The 15176-nt window shown below is 59.1% G+C and carries 14 protein-coding genes; 6 read left to right on the top strand and 8 right to left on the bottom strand.

The features are described 5' to 3' along the window. Positions 1-15 precede the first annotated feature (15 nt). The 6 genes from ftsH (at position 16) to folD (ending at position 6778) form a co-directional block, all read left to right on the top strand. Entirely contained in the window at positions 16-1935 is a 1920-nt protein-coding gene (gene ftsH / locus ACO07T_RS00755) for an ATP-dependent zinc metalloprotease FtsH (RefSeq protein ID WP_209077598.1), read from the top strand. A gap of 204 nt (positions 1936-2139) precedes the next feature. Beyond that, positions 2140-2739, top strand: coding sequence for an MOSC domain-containing protein (locus ACO07T_RS00750; RefSeq protein ID WP_422047841.1), 600 nt, complete (start codon positions 2140-2142; stop codon positions 2737-2739). Between the two features lie 183 nt (positions 2740-2922). Beyond that, positions 2923-4599, top strand: coding sequence for a formate--tetrahydrofolate ligase (locus ACO07T_RS00745; RefSeq protein WP_422047840.1), 1677 nt, complete (start codon positions 2923-2925; stop codon positions 4597-4599). 62 nt (positions 4600-4661) lie between these two features. Further along, positions 4662-4958, top strand: a complete 297-nt coding sequence (locus ACO07T_RS00740; RefSeq protein WP_422048586.1) for a chorismate mutase — start codon at positions 4662-4664, stop codon at positions 4956-4958. Between the two features lie 11 nt (positions 4959-4969). Continuing rightward, positions 4970-5863: a bifunctional 5,10-methylenetetrahydrofolate dehydrogenase/5,10-methenyltetrahydrofolate cyclohydrolase gene (locus ACO07T_RS00735; protein ID WP_209061923.1), complete on the top strand. Its 894-nt coding sequence runs from the start codon at positions 4970-4972 to the stop codon at positions 5861-5863. A 12-nt stretch (positions 5864-5875) separates the two neighbouring features. After that, on the top strand, positions 5876-6778 hold the full coding sequence (gene folD / locus ACO07T_RS00730) for a bifunctional methylenetetrahydrofolate dehydrogenase/methenyltetrahydrofolate cyclohydrolase FolD (RefSeq protein ID WP_209077606.1): 903 nt from the start codon (positions 5876-5878) through the stop codon (positions 6776-6778). A gap of 47 nt (positions 6779-6825) precedes the next feature. On the opposite strand, the gene ACO07T_RS00725 is transcribed toward folD, so the two are convergent. From ACO07T_RS00725 to ACO07T_RS00690, 8 genes are all read right to left on the bottom strand, one after another. Next, positions 6826-7254 (bottom strand): PaaI family thioesterase, encoded by a 429-nt coding sequence (locus ACO07T_RS00725; RefSeq protein ID WP_422047838.1) that lies wholly within the window; start codon positions 7252-7254, stop codon positions 6826-6828. A gap of 55 nt (positions 7255-7309) precedes the next feature. Further along, a complete protein-coding gene (pdeM, locus tag ACO07T_RS00720; RefSeq protein WP_422047837.1) occupies positions 7310-7972 on the bottom strand; it encodes a ligase-associated DNA damage response endonuclease PdeM in 663 nt (220 codons plus the stop codon). Between the two features lie 77 nt (positions 7973-8049). Beyond that, positions 8050-10464, bottom strand: coding sequence for a ligase-associated DNA damage response DEXH box helicase (locus ACO07T_RS00715; RefSeq protein ID WP_422048585.1), 2415 nt, complete (start codon positions 10462-10464; stop codon positions 8050-8052). Positions 10465-10473: 9 nt separating this feature from the next. Continuing rightward, a complete protein-coding gene (locus ACO07T_RS00710; RefSeq protein ID WP_422048584.1) occupies positions 10474-10764 on the bottom strand; it encodes a metalloregulator ArsR/SmtB family transcription factor in 291 nt (96 codons plus the stop codon). A gap of 114 nt (positions 10765-10878) precedes the next feature. Continuing rightward, positions 10879-12108 (bottom strand): mandelate racemase/muconate lactonizing enzyme family protein, encoded by a 1230-nt coding sequence (locus ACO07T_RS00705; protein ID WP_422047836.1) that lies wholly within the window; start codon positions 12106-12108, stop codon positions 10879-10881. Between the two features lie 124 nt (positions 12109-12232). After that, positions 12233-12604: a hypothetical protein gene (locus tag ACO07T_RS00700; protein WP_209061913.1), complete on the bottom strand. Its 372-nt coding sequence runs from the start codon at positions 12602-12604 to the stop codon at positions 12233-12235. Positions 12605-12628: 24 nt separating this feature from the next. Further along, positions 12629-13717, bottom strand: a complete 1089-nt coding sequence (locus tag ACO07T_RS00695; RefSeq protein WP_422047835.1) for a Zn-dependent alcohol dehydrogenase — start codon at positions 13715-13717, stop codon at positions 12629-12631. Positions 13718-13805: 88 nt separating this feature from the next. Beyond that, on the bottom strand, positions 13806-15008 hold the full coding sequence (locus ACO07T_RS00690) for a TCR/Tet family MFS transporter (RefSeq protein ID WP_422047834.1): 1203 nt from the start codon (positions 15006-15008) through the stop codon (positions 13806-13808). Positions 15009-15176: the final 168 nt, after the last annotated feature.

Below are 15176 nucleotides of genomic sequence, written 5' to 3'. Positions count from 1 at the left end.
AAAGGGAGACTTGCCTTGGGCAATGCGCGAAATGTAGCTTTCTGGGTCGTGCTTTTTCTGCTGATCCTTGCCTTGTTCAATCTGTTCAGCGGTGACAGCAGCACTCTGCAAAGCCGGGAAATCAGCTATTCTGACTTTGTTGCGTCTGTGCAAAGTGACCAGGTGGCCAGCGTGACGCTTGATGGCGAGAAAGTGCGCTATGCCACGAAAGATGGCTCCAACTATGTGGCTGTGATGCCTGCGGATGCCGAAGTCACGGGCCTGCTGATCGAGCAGGGTATTCCGGTGCGCGCTGAAAGTCAGGAAACCTCCGGGTTCCAAGCCTTCCTGATCAGCCTTCTGCCCTTCCTGCTTTTGATCGGCGTCTGGGTCTACTTTATGAACCGCATGCAGGGCGGTGGCAAAGGTGGTGCAATGGGCTTTGGCAAATCCAAAGCCAAGATGCTGACCGAAAAGCAAGGCCGCGTGACATTTGATGATGTGGCAGGCATTGATGAAGCGAAGGAAGAGCTCGAAGAGATCGTTGAGTTCCTGCGCAACCCTCAGAAATTCTCCCGTCTTGGCGGCAAGATTCCAAAAGGCGCGCTGCTTGTTGGCCCTCCTGGCACCGGTAAAACATTGCTCGCGCGTGCCATTGCAGGCGAAGCGGGTGTGCCTTTCTTCACCATCTCCGGTTCTGACTTCGTTGAGATGTTTGTGGGTGTTGGTGCGTCACGTGTGCGCGACATGTTTGAGCAGGCCAAGAAAAACGCGCCTTGTATCGTGTTCATCGACGAGATCGACGCGGTTGGTCGCCATCGTGGCGCGGGTTATGGCGGCGGTAACGACGAGCGCGAACAAACCCTCAACCAGCTACTTGTTGAAATGGACGGCTTTGAAGCCAACGAAGGCGTGATCATTCTGGCGGCAACCAACCGTCGTGACGTGCTCGATCCTGCGCTTCTGCGCCCGGGCCGCTTTGACCGCAACGTGACCGTGGGTAACCCAGACATCAAAGGCCGCGAAAAGATCCTTGGCGTGCACGCACGTAAAACACCCCTTGGCCCTGACGTTGATCTGCGCATCATTGCGCGTGGTACACCGGGCTTCTCTGGTGCGGATCTTGCCAACCTCGTGAACGAAGCCGCGCTAATGGCCGCACGTGTTGGCCGTCGTTTTGTCACCATGGAGGATTTTGAATCCGCCAAAGACAAGGTGATGATGGGTGCGGAGCGTCGCTCTATGGTGCTGACGCAGGACCAGAAAGAGAAAACAGCTTACCACGAAGCCGGTCATGCGCTGGTTGGCCTCAAGCTGCCAGAATGTGATCCGGTCTATAAAGCAACCATCATTCCGCGCGGTGGTGCGCTGGGTATGGTTGTGAGCCTGCCAGAGATGGATCGTCTGAACTGGCACAAGGCTGAATGTGAGCAGAAGCTTGCTATGACCATGGCCGGCAAAGCGGCTGAGATCATCAAATACGGCGAAGACCATGTGTCCAACGGCCCTGCAGGCGACATTCAGCAGGCAAGCCAATTGGCGCGTGCGATGGTCATGCGCTGGGGTATGTCGGAGAAGGTCGGCAACATCGACTATGCCGAAGCGCATGAGGGCTATCAGGGCAACACTGGCGGTTTCTCTGTCTCCGCGCATACAAAAGAGCTGATCGAGGAAGAGGTGAAACGCCTGATCCAGGAAGGCTATGACAAAGCGCACCAGCTGCTCACCGATTTCAATGATGAATGGGAGCGTCTGGCGCAGGGGCTTCTGGAATATGAAACCCTGACAGGCGATGAAATCAAACGCGTGATGGACGGCGAGCCGCCACAATCGGGCGATGATGACAGCAATGACGCAGATGAGGGCAACGCGCCAAGCGTCACCGCGATCCCGAAGACCAAACCGCGCAGCAAACCAAGCGGTGATGGTGGGATGGAGCCGGAGCCGTCGGCCTGATCTGACCTTACTTACAAAACAAGACCCCGGAGCGATGAAACGCTCCGGGGTTTTTCGTTTTGTGCGCTCTGTTGTCTGCGCAGTTAGGGGCAGGCCAAAGGTGAGAAACGTCACCTATATTGATATTTGCCATCAAGGCTCGTCGTTTGTTGTGCTGCCCGCCTGTTGTTAGGTTCGTATGGTAGACACTCAGGAGAAGACCCAATGCCCGCGCTCAAACCCACCTCTTTTGAAGCAGAGATCACCTGGTTGGGGCGCGTTGCTCCCGCGGGAAAAGATCTGCGCGCGACTGCTGCGGAAACACTGACCTTGTCGATTGGGGGCGCGGTCGGCGAGGCGCACTCAGGCGTGACGCGGAAATCCTGTGTGCGGGTGAAGGCGCTTTATGAGAAAGGCACAGAGATTGCCAATGTGCGCCAATTGTCGGTGTTGTCACAGGAAGAGCTGGATCTGATTGCGCAAGAAATGGGGCTGGAGACAGTGAACCCGGCGTGGCTCGGTGCCTCTATCGTGGTCAAAGGCATTCCGGATTTCACCCATGTGCCTCCTAATGCGCGGCTTCAGGGGCCGAATTGGACGACCATTACGATCGATATGGAGAATCGCCCCTGCGTGTTGCCGGGGCGTGTGATCGAAGGTCACCATCCGGGGCATGGCCCGAAATTCAAGGCGGCGGCTGAAGGGCGTCGGGGCGTGACTGCCTGGGTCGAGCGGGAAGGGCATTTTGCGGTGGGCGACAAACTGCGGCTGTTTGTGCCTGATCAGCCTGTTTGGGCGCATTTAGACGCCGCGCGGGCGGATTGACCGCTGCATCGCAGCGCGCGTCGGTCCGTTGAAGCCTATATTGACGTAACGTTTCCTAAAAGAAACCGCCGCCACGATCGCCGACGCAACAAGCGCGGGAAATGTCGGAATTGCATCCCTCGGGCGACGTTGTGAGCGCTAGAAGTGGGTCAGAACGTCAACATCCTTGTGACAGGGACCGCCATGAGTTTCAAAACCGACATCGAAATCGCCCGTGAAGCCAACAAGAAACCGATTCAGGAAATCGGTGCAAAGCTGGGCATCAGCCCTGATGACCTGCTGCCATATGGCCACGACAAAGCCAAAGTCAGCCAGGAGTTCATCAACTCCGTCAAAGACAAAGAAGACGGCAAACTGATTCTGGTGACCGCCATCAACCCGACACCTGCGGGCGAAGGCAAAACCACCACCACCGTGGGTCTGGGCGACGGCCTGAACAAGATCGGCAAAAACGCCATGATCTGTATCCGCGAAGCGTCTCTCGGCCCGAACTTCGGCATGAAAGGCGGCGCAGCGGGCGGCGGCATGGCACAGGTTGTGCCAATGGAAGAAATGAACCTGCACTTCACAGGTGACTTCCACGCCATCACTTCCGCACACTCCCTGCTGTCGGCCATGATCGACAACCACATCTACTGGGGCAATGAGTGCGAAATCGACATCCGCCGCGTGGCATGGCGTCGTGTGGTCGACATGAACGACCGCGCTCTGCGTCAGATTACGGCTTCCCTGGGCGGCGTGTCCAACGGTTTCCCACGCGAAACCGGCTTTGACATCACCGTGGCGTCCGAAGTTATGGCGATCCTGTGTCTGGCAAACGATCTGGAAGATCTGGAAAAGCGTCTGGGCGACATCATCGTGGCCTACCGTCGCGACAAGACCCCGGTTTACTGCCGCGACATCAAAGCAGAAGGCGCAATGACCGTCCTGCTGAAAGACGCGATGCAACCAAACCTCGTGCAGACTCTGGAAAACAACCCAGCGTTTGTACACGGCGGCCCATTCGCCAACATCGCACATGGCTGTAACTCCGTGATCGCAACCAAAACCGCTCTGAAAGTGGCCGACTACGTTGTGACCGAAGCGGGCTTCGGTGCCGACCTCGGTGCTGAGAAGTTCATGAACATCAAGTGCCGTAAAGCAGGCATTGCGCCTTCCGCGGTTGTTCTGGTTGCCACTGTGCGCGCCATGAAGATGAACGGCGGCGTTGCCAAAGCTGATCTGGGTGCGGAAAACGTTGAAGCTGTTAAAAATGGCTGTGCCAACCTTGGCCGTCACATCGAGAACGTGAAGTCCTTCGGCGTGCCGGTTGTTGTGGGCATCAACCACTTTGTGACCGACACCGACGCAGAAGTGCAGGCCGTCAAAGACTACTGCGCAGAGCACGGTGTGGAAGCGGTTCTGTCCCGTCACTGGGAGCTGGGTTCTGAGGGCTCCGCACCGCTGGCAGAGAAAGTTGTGGAAATCGTGGAAGGCGGCTCCGCCAACTTCGCACCGATCTACCCTGACGACATGCCGCTGTTTGAGAAGATCGAAACCATCGCGAAGCGCATCTATCGCGCAGACGAAGTTCTGGCGGACAACAAAATCCGCAACCAGCTGCGCGAGTGGGAAGAAGCGGGCTACGGCAACCTGCCGGTCTGTATGGCAAAAACCCAGTACTCCTTCTCCACCGATCCGTCCCTGCGTGGAGCGCCAACCGGCCACTCTGTCCCGGTGCGTGAGGTTCGCCTGTCTGCCGGTGCTGGCTTCATCGTGGTTGTCTGCGGTGAGATCATGACCATGCCGGGTCTGCCCCGCAAGCCTGCGTCGGAAAGCATCCGTCTGAACGACGAAGGCTTGATCGAAGGCCTGTTCTGATCCGGATTGCGGTTTGGGCATAGGCAGGGTAGGGCATGCGCGACACGTTCTGGAGAACAGCGATGCTTGCCCCTGCCAATTGCCCCGACATGCCAACTTTGCGAGAGCAAATCGATATGCTGGACCGCACATTGGTCCAGCTATTGGCCAAACGGGCGAGCTACATCGACCGGGCGGTTGAGATCAAACAGGGGGTCGGTCTGCCGGCCTCCATTCCGGCCCGCATCGAAGATGTGGTGGCCAAAGTCCGCGCCACAGCCGAGGCCGAGGAACTGGATCCAGACCTCATAGAAACCTTGTGGCGTCAATTGATTGATTGGTCGATTGCGCGAGAGGCGCAGACCATAGAATTCGAATAGCGGAGCACGACATGCGCGCAGCAGTGATTGATGGGAAAGAGATTGCAGCGACGCTGCGCTCAGAGGTCAGGGCAGAGGCGCAAACGCTGAGCGAACTGGGGTGGGCCCCACGCTTGGTCTCGATTTGCGTTGGCGATACGGCCGCCGCCGAGATCTACGTCCGCAACCAGCAGAAACAAGCCGAAAGCGCGGGTGTTCAGTTTGAGGCGCGCAGCTATCCGGCAGAGACCTCTTTGGAGCAGCTGATTGGCATCCTTCAGGGGCTCAACCACGACCCACGCGTGAATGGGATCATCATCCAGCGCCCATTGCCAGAGCATATTCCGGTGAAGGCGCTGCAGAAAACGGTGCACCCGCTCAAGGACGTTGAAGGCATGCACCCGGCCTCTATCGGCAACATTGTTTACAACGATTTGGCGCTTGGCCCCTGTACGGCTGTGGCTGCGGTCGAGATCCTGAAAACCCTGCCTTTGCAGATGGAAGGTCTCAATGTCACCGTGATTGGCCACAGCGAGATCGTGGGCAAGCCAATTGCCTTCTTGATGATGGGCCTCGGTGCAACGGTTACCGTATGTCACCACATGACCCGCTCGGTCGCCATGCACAGCCGTGCCGCAGATGCGGTGTTTGTCGCGGTGGGCAAGCCGGGTCTGGTGACCGGCGACATGATCAAGCCGGGCGCAGCTGTGATTGATATTGGCATCAACCGTGTGGAGACGCCGGACGGCCCGCGCACGGTTGGCGACGCAGATTTTGCCAGCTGTTCTGAGGTGGCGGGCTGGATCACACCGGTGCCCGGCGGCGTCGGCCCTGTGACAGTGGCCACACTGATGAAAAACGCCGTGTTGGCAACACGGATGCAAATGGATCATTACCGGGCGTCTTATGCCCGGGCGGATGCGTAAGGGGAGACCAAGATGACTGCGCAAGTGATTGACGGAAAGGCCTTTGCGGCCACTGTGCGCGAGAAAGTAGCGGGCCATGTGGCACGCCTGAAAGAGGAGCATGGGATCACGCCGGGCCTCGCGGTTGTGCTGGTGGGTGAAGATCCTGCGAGCCAAGTGTATGTGCGTTCCAAGGGCAAGCAAACCGTGGAATCAGGCATGAACAGCTTTGAGCACAAGCTTGACGCAGACACGTCTGAGGCCGATCTGCTGGCGCTGATCGATCAGCTCAACAACGATGAGACCGTGCATGGCATTCTGGTGCAGTTGCCGCTGCCTGGGCATCTGAACGAAGATTTGGTGATCAACTCCATCGCGCCGGAAAAAGACGTGGACGGCTTCCACATTTCCAACGTGGGACTTCTTGGCACTGGTCAGAAATCCATGGTGCCTTGCACACCGCTGGGGTGCCTGATGATGCTGCGTGATCACCACGGCTCGATCTCCGGCATGAATGCTGTGGTGATTGGCCGTTCCAACATCGTTGGCAAGCCAATGGCGCAGCTCTTGCTGGGTGACAGCTGCACCGTGACCATCGCACACAGCCGCACCAAGGATCTGCCCGGTGTGGTCAAACAGGCCGACATCGTTGTTGCCGCTGTGGGCCGCCCAGAAATGGTGCCAGGCGACTGGATCAAAGAAGGCGCAACCGTGATTGATGTGGGCATCAACCGCATCGACGCGCCTGAAAAAGGCGAAGGCAAAACCCGCCTTGTGGGCGACGTTCACTATGAAAGCGCCGCCAAAGTGGCCGGTGCAATCACCCCGGTTCCCGGTGGCGTTGGTCCGATGACCATCGCCTGCCTGCTTGCCAATACCGTGACCGCCTGCTGCCGTGCAAACGGTTTGGAAGAGCCCGAAGGGCTGACAGCGTAAGCCTTTGGCGACACAAGATTTTAAGGCGGTCCTTTGGGCCGCCTTTTCTATTTGGGCAGGATCGGCACCATTGTGCCGGTGAGTAGAGCAATTTGCGTGCGCAGGCCTTTGTCTAAAGCAAACACTTCGGCTTGCACGATCACCAGACGGCGGCCGGGTTTGACCACGCGACCAATCGCTTCAAGATGGTCCCCCTGGGCAGGAGCCAGCAGGTGAATTTTCATTTCGCTTGTGAGAACCTCTGCCTCTTCAGGCATCATGGAAAGCGCCGCATAGCCCGCTGCGCTATCGCCCAGCCCAAAGGTCAGCGCGGCGTGGCCGAAACCATGCTGTTGCGTGCAAGTGGGCAGAATAGGCGCGCTGAGCGTCACTGTGCCAGCATCCAGGTTGGTCAGATTAGCACCCAGAGTTGTCATCATGGCCTGCTTGGCAAAGCTGTGGTGAATTTTCTGCGCGATTGGTTCTGATAGTGGCATTTGTTTTCCTCTCCCAAAGGCAGAAGAGGGCAGACAAACCCGAGCGTCAACCTTGTCAGCGCGGCATGGTGACGAGCCGTGGCGTTTGACCGGTGATCACCGCCATCGCCTCTGGCCGCATCAGCTCTGACAGCACCTTGTTGTCGCTTCGCAAACCTCCGGTATAGGTGCCAAAGGCCGGCAGGATGATGCGATCTCTGTCAAAGAGAAAGGCAGGACGAGAGATTTTTCGCAGCCGGGTCTGGACCGTGACCTTAGGGTGGTAATGCCCTGAAACCTCGCCACTTTGGCCAGGCTGCGCAATATGGCGAAAGGCCAGAGGGGGCAAAGGGAGTTCTGACAAATGTGCGCCGCCCAGATCGACGGGGCCGGGATCGTGGTTGCCCTCAATCCACACCCAACGCCGACCAGCTTGCAATCGCGCGATCCAGAGGCGTTCACCCTCTGAAAGCGCACGGGCAGCTTCTACATCGTCAAAACTGTCCCCCAGACACACCACGGTGTTGGCCTCTGTCGCTTCAAGGACCTCTTCCAAACGCAAAAGGGTGTCTCGCGTTTCATAGGGGGGAATGGCAGGCCCGCCGCGCCGCAAAACGCGTTCTGATTTGCCAAGGTGCAGGTCAGAGACCACCAAAAGCCGCTGATCTTCCCACCACAATGCGCCGGATCCCAGCGCGGAAAGCGTGCAGCCTGCAAGAGTGATCGAAACGCCGTTCATGGTACGTTCTTATGGGCTGAAGATAGCCAGATCAATGGGTATCTCTTTGTTTCTTTGACGCTTTGCACAGGTTCCGTTCAAACGCTGGCAAGGCCACTGTCTTGCATCAGCGCTGCGGTTTCTTCTGCGAGCAGGCGCTCTTCGGCGCTGCCACTCTGCACGGGGACTTTACCCACTTCCAAAAGCAGAGGTGCGGCGAGGGGCGTGACATGTGGCGCGCGCACGTGGTCGATCTGGTCTCCGACTTGGGACAGCATCGTCTCGATCCGCGCAAAGTCGACGAGCCCACGCATGGCCTCAACCCGTGTGACCTCCATCAACAAATGATCTGGGTCGTATTTGAGCAGGGTGTCGTAGAGGATGTCTGAGCTGAAAGTGGCTTGGCGGCCTGATTTCTTTGTACCCGGTGTGTTGCGTTCGATCAGTCCCGCAATTGTCGCTGAGGCTCTGAAGGTGCGTTTCATCAGCGCGTTGCCCGCCAGCCAACCGTCCAGCCCGTCGCGCAACACATTGAGATCAAAGAGAGGTTTGGGCTCTATCACCTCATCCAACCCCCAGATCAAAGTGGCATAGTCTGAAGCGACAAACCCCATGGGAGCGAGGTCCAAGTCTTCCATCCGCTTGGTGAGCAGCAACCCGAGTGTTTGCTGCGCATTGCGCCCAGCAAACCCATAGACGCACATGTTCTGCCGCCCGTCCCGTTCAAAGGTCTCGACCAGCAACCGGTCAGGCTCCGGTAGCTGGGAGATCTCCCGTTGGAGCCGCAGCCAGTCGGCGGTGTGCTCTGGCAGGTCCGGCCAATGCGCTTGCTGGAGATAGCGCAGGGTGCGTTGTGAGAGCTGTGTGGATGTTGAGAATTTGGTGCCGGAGAAGACGGCGACGCGCGGCTTGCGTGCGGCATTTCGCGAGACTTGCACCGTCATGTCGCGCAGGCCCTCATAGCGCACGATCTGCCCGCCGATGAGGAAGGTGTCTCCTGCGGAAAGCGTCGCGGCAAAAGCTTCCTCAACCTCCCCAAGCGGCTTGCCACCCCGATTGCGTTTCAGCTGCACCTTCAGGGTGTCGCTGTCCTGAATGGTGCCTGCGTTCATACGGATGCGCGCGGCGGCGCGGGGATCGCGCAACTGCCACAGCCCATCGGGGCGCTGTTGCAACCTTTGCCAACGATCATAAGCCTTTAGCGCATATCCCCCTGTGGCACAGAAATCGAGGCAGGCGTCAAAACCTGAACGGGTCAGGTCTGTGTATGCGCCGACACTGGCGACCTCATCAAAGAGGGCGTCAGCCGCAAACGGGCCAGAGGCCGCCGTGAGCAATATGTGTTGGCAGAGCACGTCGCGCGGGCCGGGGCCGCGGGGATCGCCATCTAGATCGCCGGCACGGGCTGCTTCCAGCGCATTGACGCACTCCACCACCTCCCAGCGGTTGGCAGGCACCAGCAGTGCCTTGGAAGGCGCGTTGTAGCGGTGGTTTGCGCGCCCGATGCGCTGGATCAGGCGTTTGACGTTTTTGGGGGCACCGACCTGGATCACAAGGTCCACATCGCCCCAGTCGATACCGAGATCCAGACTGCCGGTGCAGACAATAGCGCGTAGGTCGCCGCGCACCATGGCGGCCTCAACCTTCTCCCGCTGCGCGCGGTCGAGGCTGCCATGGTGGATGCCGATCGGAAGGCTCTCATCATTGGCAAGCCACAGATTATGAAAGAAAATCTCAGCCTGTGCGCGGGTGTTGTGAAAGATCAGCGTGGTCTTATGCGCTTTGACTTGCTCAAGCACCGCGGGGATGGCGTAGGCGGCTCCTCCACCCGACCAGGGTGGGGCCTCCTCGGTTGTCAGCATGGCGATGTCCGGTGCGGGGCCCGGGTCTGCATAGAGGATGTCGCAAGGGTCAGGATTTCGCGCGAGCAGGCGGGCGATTTCCTCGGGATGGTCGACGGTTGCAGACAGGCCGACACGGCGCAGATCGGGGCAAAGCGATTGCAAACGGGAGAGGGCTAGGAAGAGTTGATCCCCGCGTTTGCTCTCTGCAAGTGCATGAATTTCATCAACAACCACGCGCTTTAGTCCAGCAAAAATGCGTGGGGCATCTTCGTAAGATGTCAGGAGCGCAAGGCTTTCGGGGGTGGTCAGCAGAATGTGGGGCGGGTCGACCCGCTGGCGTTTCTTCACGGTTTGTGAGGTATCGCCGGTGCGATCCTCAATGCGAATCTGAAGGCCAATCTCCTCGACGGGTGCGCGGAGATTGCGCTTGATGTCGGCAGCTAAGGCCTTGAGAGGAGAGACATAAAGTGTGTGGAGCCCCTCGTGATCATTGCGTGCGAGGTCTGCGAGGGTGGGCAGAAAACCGGCGAGGGTCTTGCCGCCACCTGTGGGAGCGATCAGCAGTGTGCAGGGGGCGTCAGCGCGTTCCAGCATGGCGCGCTGGTGGGGATGGGGTTGCCAGCCGCGCGCTGCAAACCAATCCTCAAGGGCGGTTGGAAGCGCTTCAATCAATCAGATCTACTCCGGCTTGGGGGCGCAAAAGATGTTGTAAAGCAACGAGATAACCTGAGAGGTGTTTGAATCTGCCAGACGGTAGAAGATGGTTTTACCTTCGCGCCGGGTGGCCACCAAGCCCTCTTCGCGCAGGCGTGCGAGCATCTGGCTGACCGCCGCTTGACGCACTTCCAGCAGGGCTTCCAATTCGCCGACCGATTTTTCTCCACCCTCCAGATGACACAGAATCATAAGACGCCCGGAGTGGGCCAGAGTTTTGAGGTAAGTCGCTGCAGCATCGGCGTTTTTCGCCATTTCGGACTGCGGCGCGGTGGGGTCTTGAAGGGTCACGTCTGTTGGTTCCGGTATGGCAGAAAGTTCGTTGTCCACTTCTCATATAACATGTGTAGCATCCGGTTGCGAGATGGCTCAGACTTTTGGTGGTGCGCCTCCTTCAAAGCTGTTTCCATTGACATAATCGCACGGCGCGTCCTGCATCTGGAGGTGTAAGCCTTTGCCATCAAAGGGATTTTCACGAGCCAGAGCTTCGTCCACGTCGATGCCGAGACCGGGTTCGGTTGGCGGGATCACATATCCGCCTTCAACTTTGACGGTAGATTTGATCAGCGCATCGTGGAACGGCGTTTCGATGGTTTCGATCATCAGCAGGTTGGGAATGGAGGCGGCCAGATGGATATTGGCGGCCCATTCTATTGGCCCAGCATAGAGATGCGGCGCCATTTGGGCGTTGTAACACTCTGCAATTGCAGCAACTTTTTTCATTTCCCAGATGCCACCCGCGCGACCCAGAGCGGGTTGCAGGATCTCGGCGGCGCCGGTGCGCAGGACGGTGGCGAACTCCGATTTGGTGGTCAGACGTTCACCGGTGGCGACGGGAATGCGGACGTTACGGGCCACCCGTGCCATGTCTTCGATGTTGTCGGGCGGGGTGGGCTCTTCGAACCAGAGCGGGCTGTAGGGTTCCAACGCCTGACCAAGCCGAATGGCGCCTGCTGTGTTGAATTGGCCATGGGTGCCAAAGAGCAAATCTGCTTTGTTTCCAACGGCTTCACGGATCGCTTTGCAAAAGGCCACGGACATGGAGATGTCGCTCATGGCGGGCATGTGGCCACCGCGCATGGTGTAGGGGCCAGCGGGGTCGAACTTGACGGCGGTGTAGCCTTGATCCACAGCGGCCAGCGCACTTTCGGCGGCCATCTCAGGTGAGGTCCAGAACTCGGAAATCTTATGATTTTCAAGAGGGTAGAGATATGTGTAGGCGCGCAGGCGTTCGTTCATCAGGCCGCCCAGCAGCGCATAGACGGGGCGGTCGCGGTCTTTGCCGAGGATGTCCCAGCAGGCGATTTCCAGACCGGAAAACGCGCCCATCACTGTCAGGTCGGGGCGCTGGGTGAAGCCTGAGGAATAGGTGCGGCGGAATAATCGCTCAATGTTTTCAGGGCTTTCGCCCAAAAAGTAGCGCTCAAACACGTCGCGGATGACATGGGTCATCGCGTCGGGGCCAACGGAGGAGGCATAGCATTCGCCCCAGCCGATGATGCCGGTGTCTGTGGTGAGCTTCACCAAGATCCAGTAGCGCCCGCCCCATCCGGGGGCTGGGGGGGCGGTGATGATCACGTCCAGATCGGTGAGTTTCATGGCGCGGCTCCTCAATGCAACGGGCAAAATTAACCATAAAATTGCACGTCGGTATCGCGACTGTATTGCGACGGTGCGAATTTTGGCGAGCAAAAAACCTTACCGCACCGTGCGTTGCGTGGATTTACAGCCCTTTGGCGGCGGCGAAAGCCTCCAGTTCCTGCTCAATCTCCTGCACCGCCTCCAGCGTGCTGAAGAAGGAGAGATCCGGGGCGTTCACATCATCCATGAAGGCTTCGATTTCCAGATGAATCGGCTGACGGTCGAGATCGCAGGTCAGTTTCCAGCGCCGGGTCTCCTCGACCGCCATTTCTTGCAGATCCTGCTGCACGAGCTGCGCCACGCCTTCGGGAAACACAAACCGGGGGTTGTTGGCGAGCTGGATGAGGAAGGGGGTGACTTCCTCGGTGTCAAAATTCATGGATGTCTGCGAGGAGATCGGTGCTGGCGGTTTGGGCGCCGAAGGTTTGAAAAGATCGGTGACAAATTTCAACACAGGGGGTCTCCTCGCAGTGAGTGGTCAGTCGGCAAACACAATCACATTGCGCTTGGCGCTGCCGGTTTTGGTGTCCGCAATGGCTTCGTTGATCTGATCTAACGTCCAACGGCCAGAGATCAACTCATCAAGTTTCAATCTGCCCTGCTGATAGAGATCGACCATCCATGGGATGTCGCGCTTGATCACCACATCGCCCATCTTGGAGCCTTGCATGCCCTGACCGATGGCGGCGAGGATCACCGGCTCATAGCTCGACTTCTCGCCGGAATGCGGCATGCCAACCATGATGACCTTGCCACCCGGGGCGAGATAGCGGGGGGCCTGATCATAGGCGGGGATCGCGCCAACGGTGACGATCACCGCATCAGCGCCGCGGCCCATGGCGCGGATCGCCTGCACAAATGGTTTTTTGTCGGTGGCGAGCACGCCGTCGGTGGCACCAAACTCCTTGGCGATTTCGAGCTTCTCTTCGCTCATGTCCACGGCGACGATGCGGCGGGCTCCGGCGATGCGCGCACCCTGAATGGCGTTGAGGCCAACGCCGCCTGCGCCGATCACCACCACATCCTGACCGGCTCGGATCTGAGCCGCATTGACCACAGCACCCACGCCGGTGATCACGCCGCAGGCGATGAGGCTGGCGGCCTCCATGGGGATGTCATCAGAAATTTTCACAACTTGGGACTGATCCACCACCACCTTTTCGGCAAAGGCGCCACAGGCCATGGCCTGATGCAGGGTGCCGCCATCGGCGGTGGTCAGCGGGCCTTTGTCACCATCATAAGGCGTGCCGCAGATGGTGGGTTTGCCTTCGGCGCAGCTTGGGCAGCTGCCACAGGCACGGATCAGAGTGACCACCACCGGGTCACCTTCGGCCAGACCCACCACGCCCTCGCCAACAGAGGTCACATGACCCGCCGCTTCGTGGCCGTAGACAGCGGGCAGGCTGCCGCCCCATGCGCCTTCGGCAAAGGAGATGTCGGAATGGCAAACGGCCACAGCTTTGAGGGTGACCTCAATCTCGCCCATTTGCGGTGCGCGCAAAGTGATGTCTTCGACCACTAGGGGCTCGCCAAACGCATGGCAAACGGCGGCTTTGACTGTGCTCATGTGGATCTTTCCTCCTCCGGTCCCTGTCACTCTGGCAGCTTAGAGGTGATCGGTTGGTCAGTTCCAGACAAAGCACGTCGTTTTCAGGTTAAGTTCCCCTACGTGAGTTCATGAAGACACCAAGGGAGAGGACCATGAGCACGGCGGCCAGCAGGAAGGGCGCGCCGGGCAGGTAGAGCGGGGCGTGATCGGCGGAAAAATAGGCAAATGCCTGCGTCATCACCAAAGGCGCAAGCACATGCGCCAGTGAGGTCAGCGAGGAAGAAATGCCCTGCAGCTCGCCCTGCGCATCATCGGCAACGCGGCGGCTCATGATGCCTTGCAGCGCGGGCAGGCCCACCGAGGCGAGCGCGGCGATGGGGATGCCCATCAGGAGCAGCATGCCGGTGGGGACAAAGCCGATATAGATCAGCGCAAAGACCTCCAGCGCGAGGCCGATGATCACGGCGCGGCGGTTGCCAAACCATTTGATGGTGGGGGCAATCAGCGCGGCCTGAACTATGGCGTAACAGAGCCCGTAGGTGGAGAGAGACAGGCCGATCATGCCTTCTTCCCAGGCAAAGCGCTCGGTCACGAAATAGGCCCAGATGGCGGGATAGACGGCGGCGGCCACCTGATAGAGGAAGAACACCACCAGCAGTTTGGTCATCGTCGGCAGATGGTTGAGCGCATAAAGCGCGCCCAGCGGGTTGGCGCGGCGCCATTCAAAGGTGCGGCGGTTGGCGGCGCTGACGGTTTCCTTGAGCACCATGTAGCCCAAAAGCGCGTTGCCACCTGCCAGAAGGGCGGCGGCCCAGAAGGGGGCGCGGGTGCCGAACTGCCCAAGGATGCCGCCCATCGCGGGGCCCAGCACAAAGCCGATGCCCACACCTGCGCCGACGATGCCAAAGGCGCGGGCCTTGTCCTGCGCGCTTGAGATGTCGGCCATATAGGCCATGGCGGTGGCATAGGTGGCGGCGGTGATGCCGGCGACGATGCGGCCGACCACCAGAACCCAGATATTTTGCGCCAGCGCCATGATCACATAGTCAGCGGACATCACGGCGAGCGATATCAGCAGGACCGGGCGGCGGCCAAAGCGATCGGACAGGTTGCCCAGAAGCGGGCCGCAGAGAAATTGCATGAAGGCAAAGACCGTGGAGAGCACGCCGCCCCAGATCGCCGCCGCGCCGAGATCGCCTCCGGTGACCTCGCGGATGAGATCGGGCATGACCGGCAGGATCAGCCCGATGCCCATGGCATCAATGATGACGGTGGCGAGGATCACCAAAACGGGGAGCCGGTTTTTCATAGGTCTGTTGTCTGTCCTGCGGATGGCCGGGGCCGGGATTCTGGTGTGAGTACGCAGGGAGCGGGCCTCTGGATGTGCCGCTCTTTGAAGTGCCTCCCCACAGCTCCAAAAGTTGCGGGCAGGCTGGCGCAAGCCTTTGAAGGGTGCAATGTTTCCCTTACGGCACCT

The sequence above is a fragment of the Shimia sp. genome (assembly GCF_965227725.1).
Lineage (GTDB): Bacteria > Pseudomonadota > Alphaproteobacteria > Rhodobacterales > Rhodobacteraceae > Shimia.
The sequence above is the reverse complement of the archived record's forward strand: the minus strand, read 5'-3'. Positions and strand labels throughout refer to the sequence as shown.

What these genes read in the sequence shown, in the direction of transcription:
- ACO07T_RS00750 (WP_422047841.1), top strand. Translation starts at nt 2,140, where the DNA reads ATGCCCGCGCTCAAACCCACCTCTTTTGAAGCAGAGATCACCTGGTTG.
- ACO07T_RS00745 (WP_422047840.1), top strand. Translation starts at nt 2,923, where the DNA reads ATGAGTTTCAAAACCGACATCGAAATCGCCCGTGAAGCCAACAAGAAA.
- ACO07T_RS00740 (WP_422048586.1), top strand. Translation starts at nt 4,662, where the DNA reads ATGCTTGCCCCTGCCAATTGCCCCGACATGCCAACTTTGCGAGAGCAA.
- ACO07T_RS00735 (WP_209061923.1), top strand. Translation starts at nt 4,970, where the DNA reads ATGCGCGCAGCAGTGATTGATGGGAAAGAGATTGCAGCGACGCTGCGC.
- folD (WP_209077606.1), top strand. Translation starts at nt 5,876, where the DNA reads ATGACTGCGCAAGTGATTGACGGAAAGGCCTTTGCGGCCACTGTGCGC.
- ACO07T_RS00725 (WP_422047838.1), bottom strand. Translation starts at nt 7,254, where the DNA reads ATGCCACTATCAGAACCAATCGCGCAGAAAATTCACCACAGCTTTGCC.
- pdeM (WP_422047837.1), bottom strand. Translation starts at nt 7,972, where the DNA reads ATGAACGGCGTTTCGATCACTCTTGCAGGCTGCACGCTTTCCGCGCTG.
- ACO07T_RS00710 (WP_422048584.1), bottom strand. Translation starts at nt 10,764, where the DNA reads ATGGCGAAAAACGCCGATGCTGCAGCGACTTACCTCAAAACTCTGGCC.
- ACO07T_RS00705 (WP_422047836.1), bottom strand. Translation starts at nt 12,108, where the DNA reads ATGAAACTCACCGATCTGGACGTGATCATCACCGCCCCCCCAGCCCCC.
- ACO07T_RS00695 (WP_422047835.1), bottom strand. Translation starts at nt 13,717, where the DNA reads ATGAGCACAGTCAAAGCCGCCGTTTGCCATGCGTTTGGCGAGCCCCTA.
- ACO07T_RS00690 (WP_422047834.1), bottom strand. Translation starts at nt 15,008, where the DNA reads ATGAAAAACCGGCTCCCCGTTTTGGTGATCCTCGCCACCGTCATCATT.